Annotated in this window: 15 protein-coding genes and 1 tRNA gene; 12 read left to right on the top strand and 4 right to left on the bottom strand. The window is 69.0% G+C overall.

Going from position 1 to position 22,771, the window contains the following annotated elements:
• Position 1: 1 nt before the first annotated feature.
• A complete protein-coding gene (locus tag ASH02_RS06295) occupies positions 2-3,751 on the bottom strand; it encodes a glycosylhydrolase-like jelly roll fold domain-containing protein (RefSeq protein WP_057294443.1) in 3,750 nt (1,249 codons plus the stop codon).
• The gene (locus tag ASH02_RS06290; RefSeq protein WP_057294442.1) at positions 3,748-6,894 is read right to left on the bottom strand and encodes a glycoside hydrolase family 78 protein; all 3,147 of its coding nucleotides are present in this window, start codon (positions 6,892-6,894) and stop codon (positions 3,748-3,750) included. Before ASH02_RS06290 ends, ASH02_RS06295 begins: the two co-directional genes overlap by 4 nt.
• A gap of 277 nt (positions 6,895-7,171) precedes the next feature.
• Here ASH02_RS06290 and ASH02_RS06285 point away from each other — a divergent pair, with 277 nt between their 5' ends.
• The gene (locus ASH02_RS06285; protein WP_156409713.1) at positions 7,172-11,839 is read left to right on the top strand and encodes a family 78 glycoside hydrolase catalytic domain; all 4,668 of its coding nucleotides are present in this window, start codon (positions 7,172-7,174) and stop codon (positions 11,837-11,839) included.
• An 8-nt stretch (positions 11,840-11,847) separates the two neighbouring features.
• Here ASH02_RS06285 and ASH02_RS06280 read toward each other — a convergent pair whose 3' ends face one another.
• Positions 11,848-12,300: a carboxymuconolactone decarboxylase family protein gene (locus ASH02_RS06280; protein WP_057294440.1), complete on the bottom strand. Its 453-nt coding sequence runs from the start codon at positions 12,298-12,300 to the stop codon at positions 11,848-11,850.
• 139 nt (positions 12,301-12,439) lie between these two features.
• Here ASH02_RS06280 and sigJ point away from each other — a divergent pair, with 139 nt between their 5' ends.
• The 3 genes from sigJ (at position 12,440) to ASH02_RS06265 (ending at position 14,686) form a co-directional block, all read left to right on the top strand.
• Complete coding sequence (sigJ, locus tag ASH02_RS06275) at positions 12,440-13,318, top strand: RNA polymerase sigma factor SigJ (RefSeq protein ID WP_057294439.1); 879 nt, start codon at positions 12,440-12,442, stop codon at positions 13,316-13,318.
• A gap of 83 nt (positions 13,319-13,401) precedes the next feature.
• Positions 13,402-13,475: transfer RNA gene (locus ASH02_RS06270), tRNA-Gly, on the top strand.
• 224 nt (positions 13,476-13,699) lie between these two features.
• Positions 13,700-14,686, top strand: coding sequence for a hypothetical protein (locus ASH02_RS06265; RefSeq protein ID WP_057294438.1), 987 nt, complete (start codon positions 13,700-13,702; stop codon positions 14,684-14,686).
• A gap of 55 nt (positions 14,687-14,741) precedes the next feature.
• On the opposite strand, the gene ASH02_RS06260 is transcribed toward ASH02_RS06265, so the two are convergent.
• Entirely contained in the window at positions 14,742-15,446 is a 705-nt protein-coding gene (locus ASH02_RS06260; RefSeq protein WP_057294437.1) for a FadR/GntR family transcriptional regulator, read from the bottom strand.
• Positions 15,447-15,597: 151 nt separating this feature from the next.
• Here ASH02_RS06260 and ASH02_RS06255 point away from each other — a divergent pair, with 151 nt between their 5' ends.
• Genes ASH02_RS06255 through ASH02_RS06220 form a run of 8 tightly spaced genes read left to right on the top strand, consistent with a single transcriptional unit; the run spans position 15,598 to position 22,718 of the window.
• Positions 15,598-15,864: a biotin/lipoyl-containing protein gene (locus tag ASH02_RS06255; protein ID WP_057294436.1), complete on the top strand. Its 267-nt coding sequence runs from the start codon at positions 15,598-15,600 to the stop codon at positions 15,862-15,864.
• On the top strand, positions 15,861-16,850 hold the full coding sequence (locus ASH02_RS06250) for a thiamine pyrophosphate-dependent dehydrogenase E1 component subunit alpha (protein ID WP_057294435.1): 990 nt from the start codon (positions 15,861-15,863) through the stop codon (positions 16,848-16,850). Before ASH02_RS06255 ends, ASH02_RS06250 begins: the two co-directional genes overlap by 4 nt.
• Positions 16,847-17,854 (top strand): alpha-ketoacid dehydrogenase subunit beta, encoded by a 1,008-nt coding sequence (locus ASH02_RS06245; RefSeq protein ID WP_156409712.1) that lies wholly within the window; start codon positions 16,847-16,849, stop codon positions 17,852-17,854. Before ASH02_RS06250 ends, ASH02_RS06245 begins: the two co-directional genes overlap by 4 nt.
• Positions 17,851-19,188 carry an aminotransferase family protein gene (locus ASH02_RS06240; RefSeq protein ID WP_057294433.1) on the top strand — a complete coding sequence of 446 codons (1,338 nt, stop codon included), beginning with the start codon at positions 17,851-17,853 and terminating at the stop codon, positions 19,186-19,188. The genes ASH02_RS06245 and ASH02_RS06240 overlap by 4 nt, the downstream gene beginning before the upstream one ends.
• 46 nt (positions 19,189-19,234) lie before the next feature.
• Positions 19,235-20,209 (top strand): ABC transporter substrate-binding protein, encoded by a 975-nt coding sequence (locus tag ASH02_RS06235; protein WP_057294432.1) that lies wholly within the window; start codon positions 19,235-19,237, stop codon positions 20,207-20,209.
• 14 nt (positions 20,210-20,223) lie between these two features.
• Positions 20,224-21,174, top strand: a complete 951-nt coding sequence (locus tag ASH02_RS06230; RefSeq protein WP_057294431.1) for an ABC transporter permease — start codon at positions 20,224-20,226, stop codon at positions 21,172-21,174.
• On the top strand, positions 21,158-22,021 hold the full coding sequence (locus ASH02_RS06225) for an ABC transporter ATP-binding protein (protein WP_200959096.1): 864 nt from the start codon (positions 21,158-21,160) through the stop codon (positions 22,019-22,021). The genes ASH02_RS06230 and ASH02_RS06225 overlap by 17 nt, the downstream gene beginning before the upstream one ends.
• Complete coding sequence (locus ASH02_RS06220; protein WP_057294430.1) at positions 22,014-22,718, top strand: 2-oxo acid dehydrogenase subunit E2; 705 nt, start codon at positions 22,014-22,016, stop codon at positions 22,716-22,718. Before ASH02_RS06225 ends, ASH02_RS06220 begins: the two co-directional genes overlap by 8 nt.
• Positions 22,719-22,771: the final 53 nt, after the last annotated feature.

The raw sequence follows: 22,771 nt of genomic DNA, 5'->3' as shown, positions 1-22,771 counted from the left end.
CTCACCCGGCCGGCAGCACCCGGATCGCCTGCACCGCGAGGTCTCCGGTGCCGGAGAGTGGGTCGAGCCGAAGCTGCCGCAGTCCGGCCGCCTGTGCCGGGATCGGCACGCGGTAGGTGCCCGTCCCGGCCACCGTGTCGAACCGCCCGCTCCGGGACTCGGCGAAGCCGCCGTCGGTCGTCGCCCAGAACAACTGGCCCTGACCGGAGACCGACGAGTCCATGGTGATCTCGACGACGGCGCCGCCGGCGAGGTCGACATCGACGTTCGGCCCGACGACGTACGGATCGCCGCCGGTGGCCGAGAAGCCCAGCACCCCGTCGGAGACCGTCAGCTCGCTCACCTGGTTGCCTGCCGACCACCCTTCCGTGTCACCGGGAGTGTCGAACTCCCATGACGCGAAGGCGTTCGACACCCGCACGGTGACGGTGCGGCTGACCGGCTCTCCGCCGTCCGTGGAGAAGCTGACCGTGACCTCGTAGGAGCCCTCTGCGGTGCCCGCCGGCACCGACACGTCGAGCGGCACCTCGTGCGACACCCGCCGCCCGTCGGAGTCCAGGGCGACCGGCGCACTGGCCGGCTGGACCGTCCAGCCGTCCGGTGCCTGCGTGGCCAGCGTTCCGGCCAGCGTGTCGGGCGCGACCCCGTCGATCCGGGCGCGCACGGAGGCGGTCCCCCCGGGCAGCACGGTGGTCCGGGCCGGGTCGACGGAGAGCTCGTACGACGTGACCTCTGCGCCCTCCTGCAGATCGAGGGAGACGACCCGCACCGGCTGCAGCTTCACCGGCCCGAGCAGCCCGGAGGCACGAGGACTGTGCTCGAGCTGGTTCGTCCTGGTGTTGGTGACCGTGACCTCGATGGTGTTGCTGCCCGGGTGCAACCGGTCGGTGACGTCGACCACGTAGGGCCGCGCGTCCAGCGGTGTGGGGGCGTCCCCGTTGACCGAGACCGCCGCCAGCTCACGGACGTCGCCGAGGTCCAGCCGGATCCGGCGCCCGTCGGCCAGGAAGTCCGCCGGCACCTCGACCTCGCGGGTGTAGGCGCCCGAGCCGGAGAAGTCCGGGTCGAGGTCGGTCCAGCTGCGCAGCGGTCGGGTCACCGTGCTCGCGCCGTCGGCGTCGAACCGGAAGTCCCAGTCGCCGCCGAGGGCGATCGGCTCCATCGGGTCGGTCACCTCGGCCTGCGCGGCGTACTGCCGGTCTCCGAGACTGCCCACGGCGTAGACGGTGCCCGGCTCCTCGACGACCAGTGTGGTCCGGAGGTCATCGGTCACCTCCGTCACCTCGGCCGCGTTGGTGGCGGTGAGATGCGGTGTCCTTCCCGGTGCGTGGGCACCGGGTCGGAACGTCACCCAGACCGCCTCGTAGGGGTCCAGGTCCAGGTCGACCGCCGTCGAGTCGTCGCTCTTGCTGTAGACCGGTGCCACGCGGCGGTCGCCGGTGTCGAGATTCCACAGCTCCGGCACGCCTGCCACGTCGAAGTCGGCCGTGGTGCGCACCGACTTGTCGCTCAGGTTGACGACCAGGAACGCGTCGTCTCCCCCGCGGCGTACGTGTCGCACCCGCACCGCCGACGTCTCCGGGGCCAGGGTGACGCCCGGCGTGACCCGCTCCCTCACCACGTCGGCGAGCTCGCTGCGATCGGGCAGGAACACGGCGCGGCCGCCACTCCCGTGGTCCTTCTGGGACTTCTGGGCGTGCAGCGGATCGGTGCCGAACAACGCCTCCAGCCGGGTGCGGAGCTGGGCGTCACGACCGTCGGCCTCCTTGCTCGGCAGCCCGTCGACCGCGACCACAGTGCCGCCGCTGTGCACCATCTGCTCGATGGTGTCCAGCGCTTCCAGGGAGAGTACGTCGGCCCGCGGCATCACCAGGGTCTGCCAATGCTGGTCGCGGAGCACCAGGTCACCCTTGCTCACCTCGAGGTCGACCCCGAGGTCCTCGTCGCCGGCCAGGGCGAGCTCGTCGAGATAGTCGAAGTCGAGCTGTCCCTGCAGCAGCGCGTTGGAGGTCCCCGTCCAGGACGCGTCGACCGGTCCGAGCGCGGAGCCGTTGCCGGCGAAGCCACGCACGTCCCACGGCGTTCCGGTCGCCATCACCGACGAGCTCGGGTAGAGCACGCCGACCGGGTTCACCGGTGTCGCGCCGCGCGCCGGCTCGGTCAGCCGACCGACATAGTCGGCGTACTGGTGGAACCGCGGCCAGAAGGTGTTCTGGAAGAACTCGCTCGGCTGCGACTCGAAGGCCCGCTTGCCGTCGGTCGAGTAGTAGAACGCGTGGTTGTCGATCAGGTCCACGCCGCCGGACGCCTCCCAGGCAACGGTGCGCCGCATCTCCTCCATCGTCAGGTCCCACCCGAACGCACCGAACGTCTCAGCGAGATTGCGTTCGCGACCGAACAGGTGCGCCACCGACGAGTTGAGCTTGGGCGTGATCGCCGACGGGTTGAGACCACCGATCAGGTCCATGCCGGGAAGCTGGTACTCACGCTGCATCTCGAACCAGCTGCCGCCCTGGATCAGCCGGTGGCTGCCGAGGTCCTCCTCGACGAGCGGGTTGGAGATCAACGCGATGCCGTGGTCGTCGGCCCAGCGGGCGAGCGGGACGGTGTGCGCCTCGTTGTACCTGTCGGACAGGGCGTCCTGATAGGCGACTCGCACCTTCGTGGTGTCGGAACCGGTGTCGTACCAGAGCGCGGCCAGGTCGCGGGTCAGGTCATGGCCGGCGTTGTGCGTCAGGTAGTCACGGAAGCCCGGGGTCCAGGCGACCGAGCCGCGCGAGTCCGCGCCGCCACGTCCGTCAGGGAAGTTGTTGTAGAAGCCGGGCTCGTCGTTGAAGATGCCCGGGATCGTGTCGCCGAACTGCTCACCGACGCGGGCGGCGTACGACTCGTGGGTGATGTCGATGAACTTCTCGGTCACCTTCGGGTTGAGCATGTCGACGTACGGCTCGTCGGGCTCGAGGTCGGGGTGATAGTTCAGCAACGGGCGCTGCACGAGCTGCACCACGCACCAGCCGTCGCCGGCGGGGGCGGTCCACGAGATGCGGCCGTCCTGCGGCTCGAGCTCGCGCGCCGAGGAGCCGTCGAGCTCGACCCCTCGGGCTTCCCCGTTGGTGACGCAGGTTCCACTGGCAGCCTTGCGGTAGGCCACCGCGGCGACCAGCTCGTCGTCGACCGGGCCCTCGCGGTCCTTCGCCGCCACCGGCTGGTCGTACGTCGTGCCGCCGGGCACGTCGGCAGCGATCGGGGTGAGGTACCACGGCACGTAGGTCGGATTCGCCTCGATCGTGCGGCCGTCGACCTCACCGCCGCGGACGGTGCGCCCACCGGCGAAGCCGCTCGGCCAGTTGAGGTCGTCGTACAGCCAGGCCTTCATGCCACGGTCGGCGGCCTGCTCCACGACGTGCTCGACCTTGTCGAAGTAGTCGGTGGACAGGTAGTAGTCGTTCTCCGTCACGCCGAACTCGCCACCCAGGCCCTGCCGCGGGTGGATGAAGAACTCCTCGACGCCGTTGGCCTGCATCTCGTCGAGCTGCCGGTCGAGCTCGGCCTCGGTGAGCTCCCCGTTCCAGAACCAGAAGGCGTGCGGCCGGCTGGTGGACGGCGGCTCGGCGAACGCCGCAGGATCGAGGCGTCCGGTGGTGTCGTCCCAGTCGGGACCCTCACTGCCGGAGTCCTCGGCCTGCGCCGCTCCGAACAGACCGACGAGCAACGCCGCCGTGGCCAGTCCCACCAGGTTCTTCCGCATCATCGAGCGTTCCCCTCGCTGAACTGGTAGGAGCCGGAACCGACCTCGACCCGTACGACGTCGCCGTCGCGCTCGACCGACGTGACCCCCGCGGCGTCGGCCACCGGGGTGTCCCCCACCAGGACCGGGTCGTCGGCCGGGATCTCGATGGTGGCCGTCGTGTTGACCGGAACCGTGACGTCGAGCGACAGGTCGCCTTCGTCCAGGCGCCAGGCCGAGGTGATGGTGCCGTAGCCGCTGTCGAAGGACCCCTCCGCGTGGGTGAGTCCGCCGCCGGGAATCGGCGCCACGGTGAAGTGCTTGTAGCCGGGGTGCTCGGGGTCGGGCTGGATGCCGGCGACGTTGCGATACATCCAGTTGCCGACCGCGCCGTAGGAGTAGTGGTTGAACGAGTTCATGTTGACGTCGCCGAAGCTGCCGTCGGGCTCGATCGAGTTCCACCGCTCCCAGATCGTGGTCGCCCCGTTGTCGACCTCGTAGCCCCACGACGGATAGCTCCGCTGGTTGAGCAGCCGGTAGGCGACGTCGGTGTGGCCGGTCTCGGTGAGCACGGGCAACAGGTCGGGGGTGCCGAGGAACCCGGTGGCCAGGTGCCAGTCGTGCCGCTCGAGGTTGGCCACCAGGTGGTCGGCCGTCTCGTCGACGAGGTCGTCGGGGATCAGCCCGAACGACAGCGCGATCACGTAGCCGGCCTGCGCGTCGCCGGGCAGGCTGCCGTCGGCGGCGACGTACTTCTTCACGAACGCCTGCTTCACCGCGTCCGCGAGGTCGGCGTACTTCTGGGCGTCCGCGGTCTTCCCGACCGCCTGCGCCATCTGCGACATCAGGCCGCTCACGTGGGCGAAGTACGCCGTCCCGATGAGGTCGCGTGGGGCGTTGTCGTCGAGGTTGAGCCAGTCGCCGTAACCGGAGTCGGGTCGGATGTAGCCGGTGCTGTTGTTCGTGAGGTAGGTGATCCACGCGGCCATCGCGTCGTAGTTCTCGTCGATGACCTCGGTGTCGCCGTAGGTCTGCCAGACCGTGTAGGGCACGGTGATGCCGGCGTCTCCCCAGCCGGTGTTGCCGGCCCCGACGACGGGCACGAAGGGCGCCACGTCGGTGAATGCTCCGTCGCTGCGTTGGGCGTCGCGCAGGTCGCGCAACCACTTGTCGCCGAGGAAGGTCGAGACGTCCATGTTGAAGGCGGCGGTGGGTGCGAAGACGTTGATGTCGCCGGTCCAGCCCATCCGCTCGTCGCGCTGGGGGCAGTCGGTCGGGACGCTGAGGAAGTTGCCGCGCTGCGACCAGGTGATGTTGCTCTGCAGCTGGTTGAGCATCGGGCTGGAGGTCTCGAGCGAGCCGGTCTCGGCGGCGTCGGTGTTGATCACCTGGCCCACGACGTCGGAGGCCTCCGGGCGGCCCGGGTAGCCGGTGATCTCGACGTAGCGGAAGCCGTGGAAGGTGAAGACCGGGTCGATCGTCTCGACGTCGTCCCCCTTGGCGATGTAGGTGTCGGTGGCCTTGGCCGAGCGCAGGTTCGCGGTGTAGAGCGTGCCGTCGGGGTTGATCTCCTCCCCGTAGCGGATGGTCAGCTTCTGCCCCGGCTCCGGGTTGCGCACCTGGATCCGTGCGGTGCCGACCATGTTCTGTCCGAGGTCGAAGACGTAGGTGTCGGGCTCGGGCTCGGTCATCTCCTGCGTCAGCAGCTCCTGCGTCACCCGCGCCGGCGGGTCGGCCTGGGCGACGAGCTCCGCGGTCACACCGGTCTTCGGGATCACCGGCTTCCACGTGGAGTCGTCAAAGCCAGACGTCGTCCAGCCGGGCGTGGCCTCGCGGGCGTCGATCGCCTCGCCGTCCTGCATGTCCGACTCGCGGATCTCGCCGCGGGTGCTGCGCCATGAGTCGTCGGTCGTCACGGTCTCGGTGGTGCCGTCGGCGTGGGTGACCTCGAGCTGGGCGAGCAGGCCCGGGAGCTGGCCATAGAGGTTCTGGCCATAGATCGCGATCTTGCCCGAGTACCAACCGGTCGAGAGTCGTGCGCCGATGGCGTTGTCGCCGCCGCGGACCAGGTCGGTGACGTCGTAGGTCTGGTACTGCACGCGCTTGTTGTAGTCGGTCCAGCCCGGGGCGAAACGGTCCTTGCTGACCAGCTGACCGTTGAGGTGTACGTCGTGCACGCCGAGCGCCGTGACGTAGAGGCGCGCCGACTTGATGTCGTCGCTGAGCTCGAACTCCTTGCGCAGCTGGGAGGTGCGCTCGTCGTCCGCCTGCGTCGTCGGGGTCCACCGGATGGTGCGGTCACCGGCGACCGGCTTGCCGTCGGCGTACGCCGTGCCGTGGGCGTACTTGTCGTCGCTGTGACTCCACCAGCCGATCTTGCCCTCGACGTCGGAAATCTCGAGATAGTAGGTGCCCGGCTCGGCGGGCTCGTCGAGCTTCACCTCGCCCCACCCGTTGTCGGGGTGGTCGACGAGGCGCTGCGTCTTGAGCACCGCGCCGGCGGGGCCGTCGGCGCGCAGCGTCACGGTGACGTCGGAGTCGGCCGTGTTCCAGGTGGGCATCCGGCCGGCCGCCGCGTCGAAGGTGCGGTCGGCGGTGAACGTCTGGCCGAGCGTCTTGCCGGCAAGCAGCTCAGCCGGATAGCTCTGCTCGGTGTTGGTGGTGGGCAGCCAGAACTTCGCGTCGTGGGCGATCCACTCGGCCGTCCAGTCAGACTTCTGCAGCAGCCCGGTCTCGAACCACGCCACGTTGCTGGGCGGCGCCGGCTGGCCGGCGGCGTCCCACACCTGGACGCTCCAGAAGTAGCGGGTGCGCGAGGTGACGGCCGGGCCGTCGTACGCCACCTGCCGGGAGTCGGCGGACTCGACCTTGCCGCTGTCCCACGCGTCTGCCCGGCCGGCCTTGAGTAGCGACGGACTGGTCGCGACCAGCAGCCGGTAGGCGGTCTGTGCCTGGCCGTTCTCCTTGGCCTGCATCACCCAGCCGAACCGTGGCGTCGCGTCGTCGAAGCCGAGCGGGTTGTGGGTGCCGTTGACGGTCAGCTGCCCGACCCGCAGGTCGCTGCTGGGCGCGGTCGCAGAGGCGCTGGTCGCCGGTGCGACGACCAACGCCGAGTTGCCCAGGGCCAGGGCGAACGCGGTGGCGATGATGGCGATGATCCGAGACATGAGAGGTATCTCCAGGGTTGGGATGTCAGGCATGACAAGCGGGTGCGCTGGATCGTTTCAATTCCAGATCGCACGCTAGGTGCGTGACTGGCGTCACGTCAACGACGTGTCCGGTATCGGCCATCCGTGGCTCAGGAGAAGCGTGACGCGCGGGCAAGGAGCATCTCGCCGACCACGCAAACATGACCGGGTTCGGTCAGTCGTAGGCCTGTTTGTCCAGGGCTTCCGCTGTTAGCGTCAGGAATCCCTGAAACGCTTCAGTTGCCCTGGAGGCCACATGTCCGGCTCATCCCGCTGGAATCTCCCGCGAGTCCTGGTGCTGCCACTCGTGCTCGTGGCGATGCTGGCCGCGGTCCTCAGCGTGAGGTCGGCACCGGTGGCCGCCGAGAACGACGCGCTCTCCGTGGGGCAGCTCTCGACGAATCACCTGGAACACGCCCTGGGTGTGCCCGTCGAGCCTCCGGTCCTCTCGTGGCACCTTCACGGCCCGGACCGGGGACTCGTGCAGACGGCGCGTCAGATCCAGGTCGCGACGACGGCCGACGGCTTCGACGACGCGGTCGTGTGGGACAGCGGTCGGGTGTCCGACTCGAAGTCGGTGAACGTTCGGTACGCCGGACCTGCCCTGAAGGAGAAGACCCGCTACCACTGGCGGGTCCGGGTGTGGGACGGCACCGGCGCCATGAGCGCGTGGAGCGAGCCCGACTGGTTCGAGACGGCACTCGCGAACGACGCGACGTCGGCCTCGGGCTGGGGGGCGCAATGGATCGGCGGACCGTCTGATGCGCCGCGCGGGGTCGACTGGAGCGACTACACCCTCACGGTGCGCACCAGCAACGTGCAGGAGGCCCTCGGCATCGTCTTCTACTCCGACTCGGCCGCCTCGCAGAACAACTACATGTGGCAGCTGTCCAACCGCGGCACACCGAGCCTCCGGCCACACAGCAGGGTCAACGGCACATGGTCCGCGCTCGCCGACGTGCCCATCGCGGACGACGTCCTGCCCGGTGGTCTCGGCGCCGAGCACGAGATCACCATCGACCTGTCCGACGGTGTCGCCGCGACGAGCATCGACGGTCACCAGATCGACTCACGGCCGATTCCGCTGCGCTCGTCAGGGACCATCGGCTTCCGGACCGCCGCCGGCGAGTCCGGTGACGTCCGCGAGGTGACCGTCTCGAAGGGCGAGGAGGTCCTGTTCCACACCGACTTCTCCGACGGCGTCAACCCGTTCGCCATCGGAGAGGTGCGCGACGGGGTGCTCAAGGTTTCCGGTGTGGTGGAGAACGGCGTGATGTCCACTGAGCAGCAGGCGCTCCCCCTGTTGCGTCGCGACTTCGCGCTCGACAAGCAGGTCGCCTCCGCCCGGCTCTATTCGACGGCCCTCGGTATCTATCGCGCGGAGATCAACGGCCAGCGGGTGGGAGACCACGAGCTCGCCCCGGGCTGGACCGACTACAGCAAGCTGGTCCAGTACCAGGTCTACGACGTGACTGACCACCTCCAGCAGGGCGAGAACACCATCGGCGCCGAGCTCAGCAACGGGTGGTACGCCGGCCACCTGGCCTGGATCGGCGACAAGCGCTATGGATCGGACCCGGCCTTCCTGGCTCGCCTCGAGGTGACCTACCAGGACGGCACGACCGAGGTCGTCACGACCGACCAGAGCTGGACGACGACGCCGGGGCCGGTGCTCGAGGCCGACCTCCTGATGGGTGAGACCTATGACTACCGCCGGCAGATGCCGGGGTGGAGCGAACCCGACGCGACGGGTGACTGGTCGCCGGCGCGCGTGCTCACGCCGACACCCGGAGAGCTGCACGCTCAGACCGATCCCCCGGCGCGCGTCACTGAGGAGCTGGACGTCGTCGAGCTGACCCACCCGCAGCCCGACGTCTCCATCTACGACCTGGGGCAGAACATGGTGGGCTGGGCCAAGGTCCGGCTGACCGGCGAGGCCGGCGACGTCGTCAGGATCCGGCACGGCGAGGTGCTGAACCCGGACGGCACGCTCTACACCGCGAACCTGCGGACGGCGAAGGCCACCGAGACGGTGACCCTGGGCAAGGACGGCACCGTCGAGTTCAGCCCGCACTTCACCTCCCACGGCTTCCGCTACGTCGAGATCACCGGTCTCGACGTACTGCCAGCCGCGGAGGACGTCACCGGCATCGTCGTGGGCACCGACAACCCTGCTGCCGCGTCCTTCTCGACGTCCGACCCGATGCTCGACCAGCTCCAGTCCAACATCTCGTGGGGCATTCGCGGCAACTTCCTGTCCGTGCCCACTGACACCCCGGCCCGCGACGAGCGGCTCGGCTACTCCGGTGACCTCAACGCCATCGCGGACACCGCCGTGTTCAACCAGGACACCTACGCCTTCCTGACCAAGTGGCTGCGGGACATGCGGCTGCACCAGAACCCGAACGGCGTCATGCCGATGATCGCGCCGGGCACCGAGCCGGGTGTGGGCGAGAGCACCGCCACCGCGGGCTGGGGCGACGGGTTCATCACGGTCACGGACGCGCTGTGGCGCAACCACGGCGACAAGAGCGTGATCGACGAGAACTGGTCGGCCATGGTCCGCCTGGTCGACCACTGGACCTCAGTGGCGCAGGACGGCATCGTGCCGAACGGCCACGGCATCGGCGACTGGCTGAACCTCAACGATCCGACTCCGGACACGTTGCTGGCAACCGCCTTCTACGCGCTCGACGCCCGACTGCTGAGCGAGATGGCCGAGGCGACCGGGCGCGACGCGGCCGCGGCCGACTACCGGGCGCTGTACGACGACGTCCGGGCCGCGTTCGCCGCCCGGTTCATCGCACCGGACGGTCAGGTGGGCACCGGGTCCCAGGCCGCCTACGCCATGGCGATCGACATGGGCCTGGTGCCGGAGGAACAGCTGGACGCCGTCGGCCGCAAGTTCGTCGCCGCGATCAAGGCCAAGGGCTGGCACCTCAGCACGGGGTTCCTCGGCACACCACACCTGCTCCCCGCGCTGAGCGCCGTCGGTCGCGACGACGTGGCCTACCGGCTGTTGCTCGAGAAGCAGTACCCCTCCTGGCTGTACGAGGTGACCCAGGGCGCGACGACGACCTGGGAGCGGTGGGACTCGATCCGCCCCGACGGCTCCTTCCAGGACCCGGGGATGAACTCCTTCAACCACTACGCGTACGGCGCGGTCGGCGAGTGGATGTACTCCTCGATCGGCGGCATCCGGTCGACCGGGCCCGGCTACTCGACCTTCCGCGTCGCACCGAGGCCGGGCGGCGAACTGACCCACGCCGACGTCAGCCACGACTCGCCGTACGGCGAGATCCGGTCGGCGTGGCGGACCGTCTCGGACGATCAGCTCACCCTCGACGTGACCGTGCCCGCCAACACCGTGGCGCGGGTTCACGTTCCGGCGGTGAGCGAGCAGGCCGTCTTCGAGGGCGGCGGTCTCGCCAGCGAAGCACCCGGCGTCCGTTTCGTGCGGATGCAGGACGGAGCGGCGGTCTTCGAGGTGGGCTCCGGGGACTATGCCTTCGAGTCGGACGACGTGCGTGGCTACATCGGGCTGGCTGCCGCCAGGGCTCTCGACCTCCGGGACCTGGCCGATGAGGTGGCCGGCTCTCCGGAGGCGCCCAAGGTGGTCCAGAAGCGACTGCCGGTCGAGTCCGGCCAGCTCGTGACGAGCCTGGACGACGCCTTCCAGGCGTACCTGGACGGCGACACCGATCTGGCCACCGAGTCGTTGGCCAGCGCGCAGGCTCGGGCAGGCCGGCTTCGCAGGCTCATCGACGAATGGGCCACCGAGGGCGCCGTCAGCCCCGGCGACGCAGAAGCGCTGACCACGTCGTTGGCGCGGGTCGACTCGGCGATGTCCCAGGCCGCCCGGCGGCTCCATGACGTCTCGGCGTCGCTGGTGCAGGGGGAAGGTCCTGCCATCCCCGGGTCGAGCCTGCGTGTCGTGGGGCGACTGACGAACAACGGCTCGGAACCAGTCCGTGACGTGAAGCTCTCCCTCGACCTGCCTGCTGGGTGGTCGGCAGACCCGGCCACTGTGTCCGAGCAGGTCGGCCCCGGGGAGTCGATCGACGTACCACTCGACGTACACGTGGCCGAGGACCAGCCACTCGTACAAGGCCTGGAGGTCGAGGGTTCCATGAGCTATCGCCGCGGCCCTGCCACGACGACGGTGCCCGTGCGCGTGCTCGTGGACGTGGTCTCGCCCGTGCGCATCGTCTCGACGAACGTCGAGCCCTCACTCCTCGAAGAGCCGGGAGACTCCACCACGGTGACGGTCACCCTGGAGAACCAGCGCCCGGATGCTCCGTTGAACGGCGAGCTGAGGTTCAGTGCCCCACCGGGATGGACGGTGACGCCGCAGACCGAGACGTATGAGCTGGCCGCGGACGCGGATGCGTCCGTCCAGGTGACCGTCACCTCGCCGGCCGACGCGACCAACCTCGCCGCAGTCATCGCTGTCGATGCCTTCTACGAGGCTGGCCCGGCCGCCGGTGACAGTGCCGAGGTGCGGATCTCGTCCGCGCTGACGCGGTGGGAGTTCAACACGGCAGGTGACACCGAGGGCTGGACCCCGACGAGCCAGCTCACCGGCTTCACCGTGGCGGATGGCGCCCTCCGTGCCACCTCCACGGGCGGAGACCCGAACCTGGCCTACGGCCCCGGCGCTGGTTCCTTCGACGTCACGCAGGGTGCCTATCTGGAGATCACGATGACCTCGTCGATCGCCGGAGACGGGCAGCTCTTCTGGGGGACACAGGCCTCACCGGGTCCGAGCGAGGGCAACAGCGCCAGGTTCGGTGTCCAGGCGGGCGGCGAGCACGTGTACCTTGTGCCGATCCCCGCGCTGGAAAGTCCGCTGACCATGCTCCGGCTCGACCCGTTGAGCTCCCAGGGAGACCTCGAGATCAACAGCATCCGGCTGATTCGCTAGGGCCTGCGTCAGGGGGCCACCGGGTAGTGGCTCGCGATGGTGATCCGGTTCCAGGTGTTGATGACGATGGTGAGCAGGGTGACCGCTGCGATCTGCTTCTCGTCCAGAACACCCTCGATGTCGACCTGCGGGGCCGGGGCAGTGTGCTCGTCGCCGATCCGGGTGATGCGTTCGGCGAGCACGAGGGCGGCCTGCTCCTGCGGGGTGAAGTACTGCGACTCCCACCAGGCGGCGACAAGGGCGAGGCGGTCGGTGGTCTCGCCCTTCTCGAGCGCGTCGCGGGTATGCATGCGCAGGCAGAAGGCGCACCCGTTGATCTGCGAGGCGCGCACCTTGACCAGCTCGACGAGCAGCGGGTCGAGTCCTGCGGTCATGGCGGCCTCCTCGGCGGCCTTGTCTGCGGCGAGCTGGGCCTCGTAGGCAGCCGGGAAGAGCTTGGTGAGGTTGACGTGCGGCAGCATGATGACTTCCTGTAGTGACGGGCCTGCGGTTCGCGGGCGTTCCTTGTGATGACGACACAGCGCACGCGGGTGTGAGGTCGTGACCTCACACCCGAGGCGTGCGTCTCGTCACCATGGTGTGAGCAGCGAAGGAGCCCCGATGGACGAGCTTGACGCGGTGATGGCGGAGCGTCGCCGACTGATCGCCCTCGCCTACCGCTTGCTCGGCACCCTCGAGGAGGCCGAGGACGCGGTGCAGGAGACCTACCTGCGCTGGTACCGCCTCACCGGGGAGGAGCGCGAGGCGATCGGCAACCCTCAGGGTTGGCTGACCCGGGTCGCGAGCAGGATCTGCCTCGACGTGCTGAAGTCGGCGCGCGCCCGGCGGGAGCAGTACGTCGGCGACTGGCTGCCTGAGCCGGTGCCGGCGGGTCTCCTCGGCGACAGCGCGCCCGCCGACCCGGCCGATCGAGTGACCCTCGACGACACCGTCAGCACCGCGCTGCTCGTGCTGCTCGACACCATGACGCCCGCAGAGCGGGTGGCCTTCGTGCTGCACGACGTCTTCGCACTGCCTTTCCCCGAGGTCGCCGAGATCGTCGGCCGCTCCCCTGCCGCCGTACGACAACTCGCGACCGCCGCCCGGCGCCGGATCGCCGACCACCGCGGCATCGTTGACCCGCCCGCTGAGCACGATGCGGTGGTCCGGGCGTTCCTCGCGGCCGCCGGCGGCGGCAACCTCGGCGCGCTCACCAGTCTGCTGGACCCCTCGGTCACCCTCCGCTCCGACGGTGGCGGCGTGGTGCGCGCGGCCCGCAACCCCATCGTCGGACCCACACGAGTCGCGCGGTTCCTGCTCGGCGTGCTGACGAAGAGGTCGACCTGGGCGCTCTCGGAGCGGGTCACCGCCGACGGACTCGGGTTCACCATGACCGACGGCGGCGAGGTGCACGCTGTGGTCAACCTGCGAGTCGCTGGCGGGCTGGTCACCGACGTGTGGATGGTGGTCAACCCCGCCAAGCTGACCGGCTGGCGCTAGCTCGGGAGTCGCACCCTGGCCGCCGGACACTCCCGAAGGTGGTTCATACTCAGAGCGTGTCAGCTTCGTCAGAGGCTGTCCTCGCGGACGTGGTGTAGTTGCAGCACGCTTCCCTTCCAGGGAAGGAGTCGAGGTTCAAATCCTCGCGTCCGCTCCACTTTCCTCACCCGGCTCGACTCGAGACGTTGTCGATTCGCCGGGATCAGACCCCACTGACAGCGCCCCTGCCGGTTCGCGTTTGAGGCGACAGCGTTGTCGGCATGCTGTCAGTGCCGCACTCGACCGGTCGGGCGCGGGACAGATCTCGGCGCGAACAGCGGGAAGTGCACGCACGATGTCGGGAGCTGTGCAGATCCGGTTCTCGAGGGCGGGCGCAGTCACATGGAACGTTGGGACAAGGTCGGACGGATTGCGGCGTACGGCGCAGCGGCAGCGATGACGCCGTACCTCGTGATCAAGGTCTGTTGGGTCGTCGGTTCGATGATCGGGTTGGCGCCGAGCGGCGACGGATACAGCACGGCCGGTTGGGCTCTGCTCAACACGGTGACGATCGGCATGGCTGCCGTCGGCATCGCTCTGGCGCTGGCCCTGGTGCGCCCCTGGGGCAACCGCGTGCCCGGGCGGGCGGTGATCTTCTGCGCCTGGACAGGGGCCGGTTTCCTGGTCTCGATCCTTCCGTACGCCGTGCTCAGCACCGTGCTCGGAGCCGCCGATGGATCCTCGTCGGGCTCCGACGACGAGGGTGCGGCGGCCTCACCTGGATGGATCGACGCTCTGCTGCAGTTCAGCTTCCTCGGCATGGGGCTCGGCCTGGCCATCGCCCTTCCGGCCTATCTGCGTCGCAGGTGGCCCGAGCCATTCGTCGGCCCTGCGCAGGTCGTTCCCGGTGCGTGGTGGCCGATCGGCGCAGCGTTCGGCGTCGGTGTCGCCTGGCTGTATTGGGCGGTCGGCGGCACCGTGGGCATCGAGCACCCGGACGAGCGCGAGCTCAACGGCGCTCTCCTCAACGGTCTGAGCGGGTTGTGGGCACTCGCCGGCGCAGCTGCCTTGTGGATGCTCGTGCGTGGGCGACCGACCCGGATACCCCACCAGTTCCTTCTCGCGATCGCGTGGCTCGGCTCTGGGTCTCTCTTCGCGTGGAGCGCCTGGAAGCTACCGCTGACGCTGGTCGTGGAGCTGGCCCAACCCGACGACATCACCCCGCCCGAGATTTTCGCGGTCGCGGCGACGCTGCACCTCGCCGCGGTCGTGGCAGGAGCCGGCATGCTGGTCGTGCTCCTTCGGTCGTTCCGGCGCATGGCAGCAGCTGGGCCGGGCACCGCGGTGACCCCGTCGGGCGACCCGATCGTGACCGCCGACCCGGAGTGAACGCATCGCCTGGGCAACGCTCGACCCGCACGCCGGCGGCCAACCCTGCCCCGGTCTAGTGCACGGCTGAGGGAAGGGCGTTGAAATGGTTGTCGACGGCCTCCATGGCGAGCTTCGGGTCGCCGCTCTCGATGGCCTCGCAGATCGCCAGGTGCCGCTCCACGAGTAGCGCCTGCGAGGGTGACTCGCTGGTGCTGTCACGCAAGCGATGGCTGCGCTCGTCGAGGTCCTGGTTCAGCACGTCGGCGAGCGCATCAGCGAAGAAGGTCAAGGCCGGATTCCCGGCCGCACGCAGCAAGCACTGGTGGAACATGCGGTCCGCCTCGAGCACGGCTTGGCGCTCCGTCGTCTCTCGCATCGTCTGCACCGCTTGGCGCATGTAGCCGAGCAGCACCGGTTGCGCGCGCTGCGCGGACTCCGCGGCAGCCTGACGTTCCAGGCCGATGCGCACGGACTCGAGGTCGCCCAGTGGCAGATGTGACGAGCTGATTGCAAGGTTCAGGGCCAGTGCCAGCGCATCGGGCTTCAGCGCCTCGACATAGGTGCCCGAGCCAGTGCGGCGTCGCAGCATGCCGAGTCCTTCGAGGATTCCGAGTCGGTCGCGAAGCAGGGTGCGACTCACGCCGAGCTGGGTGGCGAGCTCCCGTTCGCTGGGCAGCCGTGCGCCGGGCTCGAGCGCCCGGATCATCTTTGCGAGCGACTCGGAGACGGGGTCAGCGGCAAACACTGTTGCCAGCGAGTCGTCCGGGCGAGCATCCATTGCCATGAGGTTCCTCTGTCTCCGATCGAGTAGCAGCAGGGTAGCCGGGTCGTCCTGCGCAACGAACTTCGTGCAATCCGTTGACAACGGTGAGTGACGCCCCTCACTATTGGTGTTACCAATTCGACATTCGGTAATACCACTCTACCGCATGACACAACGGAGGGCCGACCACGTGCAGCACGACATCACCATTCAGAATCTCGGCGAGGGCGTCGAGGAGGCCACGTTCGCCGAGTGGCTGAAGCAGGTCGGCGACGAAGTGACCACCGACGAACCCATCGCCGAGTTGATGACGGACAAGGTCAACCTGGAGCTCGTCTCCCCCTTCACCGGGGTGCTGACCGCCCAGCTCTGCGAAGCAGAGGACGTCGTCGCCGTCGGTGCCGTGATCGCGCACATCGAGAGCTCGTCATGAGCGCGGCGAGCGCCCTCCTGGAGACCCCCGAGGGGCGACAGCGGATCTGGAGCTCGCTGGTCACCGCCCGCGCCTTCGACCAGGCCATGTGCGAGCACAACAACCACTGGCACGAGGCCCGCGGCGAGGAGGCCGTGATCGTCGGCGGATTCCTCGGGCTCGGCGAGAACGACGTCGTCGCCCCCCACTTCCGCGGGGCCTGCGCCGTCTCCCTGTTTCGCGGCGCCGACCCCGAGACCCTCGCGGCCGGTGTGTTCGGCACCGCCGGCAGCAACTCGCTGGGCCACTGGCGGGGCGACATCTGTCCGCACCCCGACTCCCGCTCGATCGGGATGTTCTCCGGCTCCCTCGGCACCACCGTCGCCTACGCCACCGGTGCCGCCCTCCACCTCCAGCGCACGGCGCCGGGCAACGTCGCGGTCTGCGCGTTCGGCGATGGCACGGCCAACGCCGGCATCGTCTCGGAGTCGATGAACCTGGCCGTCATGCTCCACCTGCCGATCGTGCTGATCTGCCAGAACAACCAGTTCGCCACCTCGCTCCGCGCGAGCGACGCCATCGCGGGCGGGCCCGTCTCGGCCCGCGCTCGTGGCTTCGGCCTCCCGTCGATCGACGTCGACGGCAACGACGTACGCGCCGTACTGGCGGCACGCGACGACGCCGTCGCCAAGGCCCGCGAGGGTGGCGGTCCCACCTTCATCCACGCAACCACCTACCGGATGGGCGGTCACTACATGAACGATCCCGAGAACTACCGCACCGCCGAGGAGGTCGCCTCGTGGGCCCAACGCGACCCGCTCGACCGGTTCGCCGCCGAGCTCGTCGCCCTCGGAGAGCTGGGCCCCGAGGAGGCCGCGTCCGGCGTACGCTCGTTGACGGAGCGGATGACCGAGCTGGTCGGTGGTGCCAAGGGTGCAGGCGTTGGGGACGTCGTCGCCCCGCTCGGTCACTCGGCGTACGCCGAACACCAGGGGTGGGCCTCATGACCCGGATGACGATCGCCGAGGCGATCACCGACGCCATCGGCATCGCGATGGACAAGGACGACGCGGTCTACCTGATGGGCCAGGACATCGGGGTCTTCGGCGGCCCGATGCAGTCGAGCAAGGGCCTGTGGGAGCGCTTCGGCGAGCAGGGCCGAGTCATCGACTCCCCCATCTCCGAGGCCGCCATGATCGGCACCGGCGTCGGCGCCGCGATGGCCGGAGCCCGCCCGATCGTCGACCTGATGTTCGCCGAGTTCCTCGCCCTCACCATGACCCCCCTCGCCCTCGAGGGCGCCTCGGTCGCCTACCGCACCAACGGCAAGGTCACCGTGCCGCTGGTGGTCCGCGCGAAGTACGGCGTGGGCCCGCACCGCGGTCACGCCGAGGGCTGCATCGGCATGCTGATGAGCTTCCCCGGCATCAAGGTCATCGCACCGACCACCCCGCAGGACGCGCACTCCTTGATGCTGGCGGCCATCGAGGACGCCAACCCGGTGGTCTTCCTCGAGCACATGAGCCTGCTGCACGGTGGCCGCGGCGAGGTGGACCCCGGGGCCCGGGTCGACATCGGCGAGGCCCGCATCGAGCGCCCCGGCACCGACCTGACCGTCGTCGCGTCCGGCCTGATGGTCAAGCGGGCCACACGGGCCGCCCAGGTCCTGGCCAAGGAAGGCATCGACGTCGAGGTGATCGACGTACGCACCATCGTGCCGCTGGACGTGGCCACCCTGCAGAGCTCGGCCGAGCGCACCGGTGCCGTGCTGATCGTCGACGAGGGATGGCCTGTCGGTGGAGCGGCGTCCGACGTGTGCGCACAGCTGGTCCGCGCCAGCGGCGGGCGACCGTCGTACTCGATCGACTTCCTGACCCCGCCGCCGACGCCGGTGCCGTTCGCCACCCACCTGGAGGCGCAGTTCGTGCCAGGTGTCGACGCGATCGCCGCACAGGTCAGAGAGCTCATCGCCACCCCGAGCAGCACCGACGAAGAGGAGTCATCCCGATGACCATCGACACCCGCGTCTTCCACCGCGACCTTGTGCACGAGCAGGGCATGGTCAGCCATGCCAGCGGCGTGCACGTGTGGGACAAGGAGGGCACCTGCTACCTCGACGCCTCGTCGGGCGGCAACGTCGTGATCAGCATCGGGTACGGCGTCGAGGAGATCATCGAGGCCATGTCCGAGCAGGCCCGCAGGGTCAGCTTCAGCGGCGGCTTCACCAGCGAGCCGCAGGAGCAGTTGGCCCGCGAGCTCGCCGACTTCGCACCCGAGGGCCTGGACTACGTGCGGTTCGTCTCCGGCGGGTCGGAGGCGAACGAGACCGCGATCAAGCTGGCCCGGCACTACTTCGTGGAGACCGGCAAGCCCGGCAAGCACAAGGTGATCGGGCGCTGGCGCAGCTACCACGGCAACACCCTCGGCGCCCTCTCCGCGACCGGTCACGTGCTGCGCCGTCACGGCTACGCGCCGATGCTGCTGCCCTTCACCCACGCCGCGCCGCCGTACCGCTATCGCTGCCAGCTCTGCGCGACCCGCGACGCCTGCACCCTGTCGTGCGCGGACGACGTCGAGCGAATGATCCTCAACGAGGGACCGGAGAACGTCGCCGCCTTCATCGCCGAGCCCGTCGTCGGCGCGGCGGCGATGGGCATGGTCGCCGACCCCGGCTACTTCCCGCGGGTCCGGGAGATCTGCGACAAGTACGACGTCCTGCTGATCGTCGACGAGGTGCTCAGCGGCATGGGGCGCACCGGCCGCAACTTCGCGATCGACCACTGGGGGACGAAACCCGACCTCATCTCGTGTGGCAAGGGGATCAGCAGTGGCTACTCCCCTCTCGGTGCGGTGATCGCGACCGGCGAGATCCACGAGGCCGTGCGCAGCGGCAGTGGCATGTTCGAGCACGGCTTCACCTACGGCGGCAATCCGCTCTCGTGCGCGGTCGGCCTGGCCGTGCTGCGCCACATCGAGAAGCACGACCTGGTCGCCAACGCGGCCGAGGTCGGCACCTACCTCATCGAGAGCGTCCAGCAGGCGATCGGCGACCACCCGATGGTCGGCGAGGTCAGCGGCCTCGGCATGTTGTGCGGCATCGAGGTGGTGGCCGATCGGGCCACCAAGCAGCCGTTCGCGTCGGCACTCGGCGTCAACAAGCGCATCGCCCGACGCTGTCAGGAGCTCGGCGTGCTGATCAACCCGTCGTTCAGCGGCAATGCCGACGGCTATCTGGGAGACCGCTTCGGCATCTGCCCGCCGTACACCTTCACTCGGGACCAGGTCGACGAGACCGTCAGCGCCCTCACCCGCGCGGTGACGGACGTCGGCAAGGAGGTCATGTGACCCACCGGATCCTCTCCCCGTCGTTCCACCACCCCCAGGAGTCCCCATGAATGCTCGCAGCATCCGATTCGCCTCAGTGGCGGCGCTGCTCACCCTCCCCTTCACCGCCTGCTCCGCCTCCGGCAACGGCGGTGCCCTTGGCGACAAGAAGGTGTGCGTCGACCAGTACGCCACCGCCACCGTGATCAGCGACCTGCTCGACGGCCTGAAGAAGGGCCTGGCCGACGCCAAGTCCGAAGGCCTCGAGATAGACGTCCAGAACCCCAACGCCGACCCGGCCACCGAGCAGACGATCGCCCAACAGTTCATCAGCGGCGGATGCGACGTCATCGTGCCCGTCGGCACTGCCGCAGCCCAGTTGATGGCGACCGCCGCACGCGACATCTCCGTCGTCTTCTCCGGATCCTCCACACCCGAGGAGGCCAAGCTTGTCGACTCGATGGAGAAACCGGGAGGCAACGTCACCGGCGTCGCTGACGTGATCAACCCCGTCCCCGACATCGACGCGATGAAGAGCTTGTTGCCCAAGTTCGAGACCGTCGGTCTGGTCTGGAAGCTCGGGGATCCGGCCGGCGACGCGCAGGCCGCGATGGCCAAGAAGCGACTCGACGAGCTCGGCATCGACTACATCGAGGCGACCATCCGCAACGGCAGCGACATCACCCAGGCGGCTGAGTCCCTGGTCGGACGTGTCGACGCCATCGAGGTGCCCGGTGACACCACCACCATCAGCGCCGTCGCCGGCCTGATGAAGGTGGCCGACGACGCAAAGATTCCGGTGTTCGGCGGCACGAGCGAGGCCGTCGCCCAAGGGGCGATCCTCTCCTCCACCTATGACTACAAGGTGGTCGGAGACGAGACCGCCAAGCTGGTGCTCAAGGTGCTCGATGGCGAGGATCCCGGCGACCTCGCGGTCGTCGTACCACCAACCGGCGGCTTCGACCTCAACACGACCAAGCTGAAGAAGCTCGGCATCGAGGTTCCCGACGAGCTGCGCGACGCCGCACTCACCACTCACTGACGGAGGACTCCCCCATGTTGTGGAACCTGATCGAGATCTCCGTGCAGGTAGGTCTGCTCTATGCACCGCTGGTGCTGGGCATCTACCTCGCGATGGGCGTGCTGAGCTTGCCCGACCTGACCCTGCAGGGTTCGTTCGGGATCGGTGGCTCGGTGTCAGCTGTGCTGACCGTCAACGGACACCACCCGCTCTACAGCCTTGCCATGGGGATGCTGGCCGGTGCCGCCTGCGGCCTGGTGACCGCCCTGTTGCACATGTGGCTGCGCCTCAACGTGCTCCTGGCCAGCATCCTGGTCGCCACCGCGGCCTACTCCGCATGCCTGGTGATCATGAAGTCCGGCAACGTGGCGCTGTTCGGCGCCGACACCGCGTTCTCCTGGGCCGACGACACCGGGCTGAGCTACCGCTACGCGACCATCATCACCGGCGCCGTGGTCACCCTCGTCTGTGCACTCGTGCTGCTGTGGTTCCTGCGCACCGACTACGGCCTCTCGCTGGTGGCCACCGGGCAGAACATCCAGACCGCCCGCGGCCTGGGAATCCGCACCGAGCACCGGCAGGCCGTCGGCCTCGCTGTGGCGAACGCACTCGCCGCGCTCTCAGGGGCGCTCGTCGTGCAGAACCAGGGATTCATGGACGTCACCATCCAGAACGGTGTGATCGTGATCGGGCTCGCCGCAATGATGGTCGGCCTCTCCCTGACCTGGTCGCCACGCGTCGTGCCGACAGTCCTGGCGCTGATCATCGGCGTCGTCGTCTACCGGTTCGCAGTGGCCGGCTCCCTGCAACTGGGACTCGACCCCAACCTGCTCCAGATGATCACCGCCGTCCTGGTGATCGTGGTCATCGCCCTGCGCTCCCACGGTCGGTCCCTCGCCCGCAGCGTCACCGCAGCCGGGCGCAACGAACGCCGCGTGGCCCAGGCCCGCTTCTACGAGGAGGATCGCGTTGCCAGCTTCATCTGAGACTTCCCACGACCTGACCCTGTCAGGCATCCGGAAGCAATTCATCACGCCGGGCCACGAGAAGGTGACGGCCCTCGACGGCATCGACCTCGCGGTCGAGCCCGGCACCCTGGTCTCCGTCATCGGCTCCAACGGGGCCGGCAAGTCGACCATGTTGTCCGCCATCGCCGGCAACCTGCTGGTCGACTCCGGCCGCGTCCTGATCCGCGGTGAGGACGTCACCGCGATGCCGAGCTGGCGCCGCATCCAGCGGGTGTCCCGGGTCCGCCAGAACCCGCAGGACAACATGGCCTCGACACTCACCATCGAGGAGAACTTCGCCCTGGCCCTGGCCGGCAAGCGTGGCCGCTTCGCGCTGCGCCGACCCGGTCGCGTCAAGATCAGGGAGATCGCGGCCGAGAAGCTCAAGCCGTTGGGCATGGGGCTCGAAGACCGACTCTCGGCCGTCTCCGGAATGCTCTCGGGTGGTCAGCGCCAGGCCATCGCCGTGGCCATGGCGTCCCTAGGGTCCCCCGCCGTGCTGCTGCTCGACGAGCACGTGGCGGCCCTGGACCCGAACAGCGCTGCCCGGGTGCACGAGGTCACCGAGCGGATCGTGCGCGAGCAGCGCATCACCACGCTGATGGTCACCCACGACATGTCCCATGCACTGGAGCATGCCGACCGGCTGCTGATGATGCACCAGGGCCAGATCGTGCTTGACCTGGCTGGAGCCAGCCTCGTCGGAGTCACCCCGCGCGACCTCCAGGAGCGGTTCGCCGCGCTCTCGGGTGGCTCGCTGTCGGACGCCGCGCTGCTCAGCGCGGACCCAGGACCGACGAAGGAGCAGGTGATCGGGCGTGTCTGAGCTCGCCACCACGCCCGTCGGCTCCGAGAGGGCCGCTACCCCTGCCGCGGCCCTCCCGGAGCAACGCGAGGTACGCCGTCCGATCCGCGGCATCCGCCGGGTCATCGCCCAACGGATGGCCTTGTCCCACGCCGAGATCCCCGGCGTCCACGTCGTCGAGGAGGTCGACGTCACGCACCTCGACCTTCGACGACTGGTGGCGGTCTCGGCCGCGGCGACCGCACGTGTCGTGGCGCACCACCCCGTGTTCAACGCGCACGTGGTCGATCGGGAGATCGTGGAGTTCACCCGGTGCGACGTGGCGGTCGCTGTCGACACACCTCACGGGCTCATGGCTCCGGTGGTGCGTGACTGCGGCCGGCGGAGCGTCGACGAGATCCAGTCCGAGATCGATCGCCTGGCCGACCTTGCCCGCGTCGGCAAGCTCGCCCCCGCGGACCTGATCGGGGCCACCATCACGGTGACCAGCCCGGGCAAACGGGGCGGAGTCCTGGCCACACCTCTGATCAACCATCCGCAGACCGCGATCATCGGCCTGCACCGGGCGACCGAGCGGGTGGTGGTGCGAGACGGTGCGTTCGTGGTGCGCAAGATGGCGAACCTGACCGTCACCTTCGACCATCGCGTCATCGACGGGGCCGAAGCCGGAGACGTCGCGATCGAGTTGCGGGCCGAGCTCGAGCGGGCCCACGAGTGACGGCATCTCCCCTGCCACCTCAGGTGACATCAGCTCATTCCCCTACGGCACCG

The organism is Nocardioides sp. Soil796 (assembly GCF_001429525.1).
GTDB lineage: Bacteria > Actinomycetota > Actinomycetes > Propionibacteriales > Nocardioidaceae > Nocardioides.
This window is presented reverse-complemented; position numbering and strand designations above follow the sequence as displayed.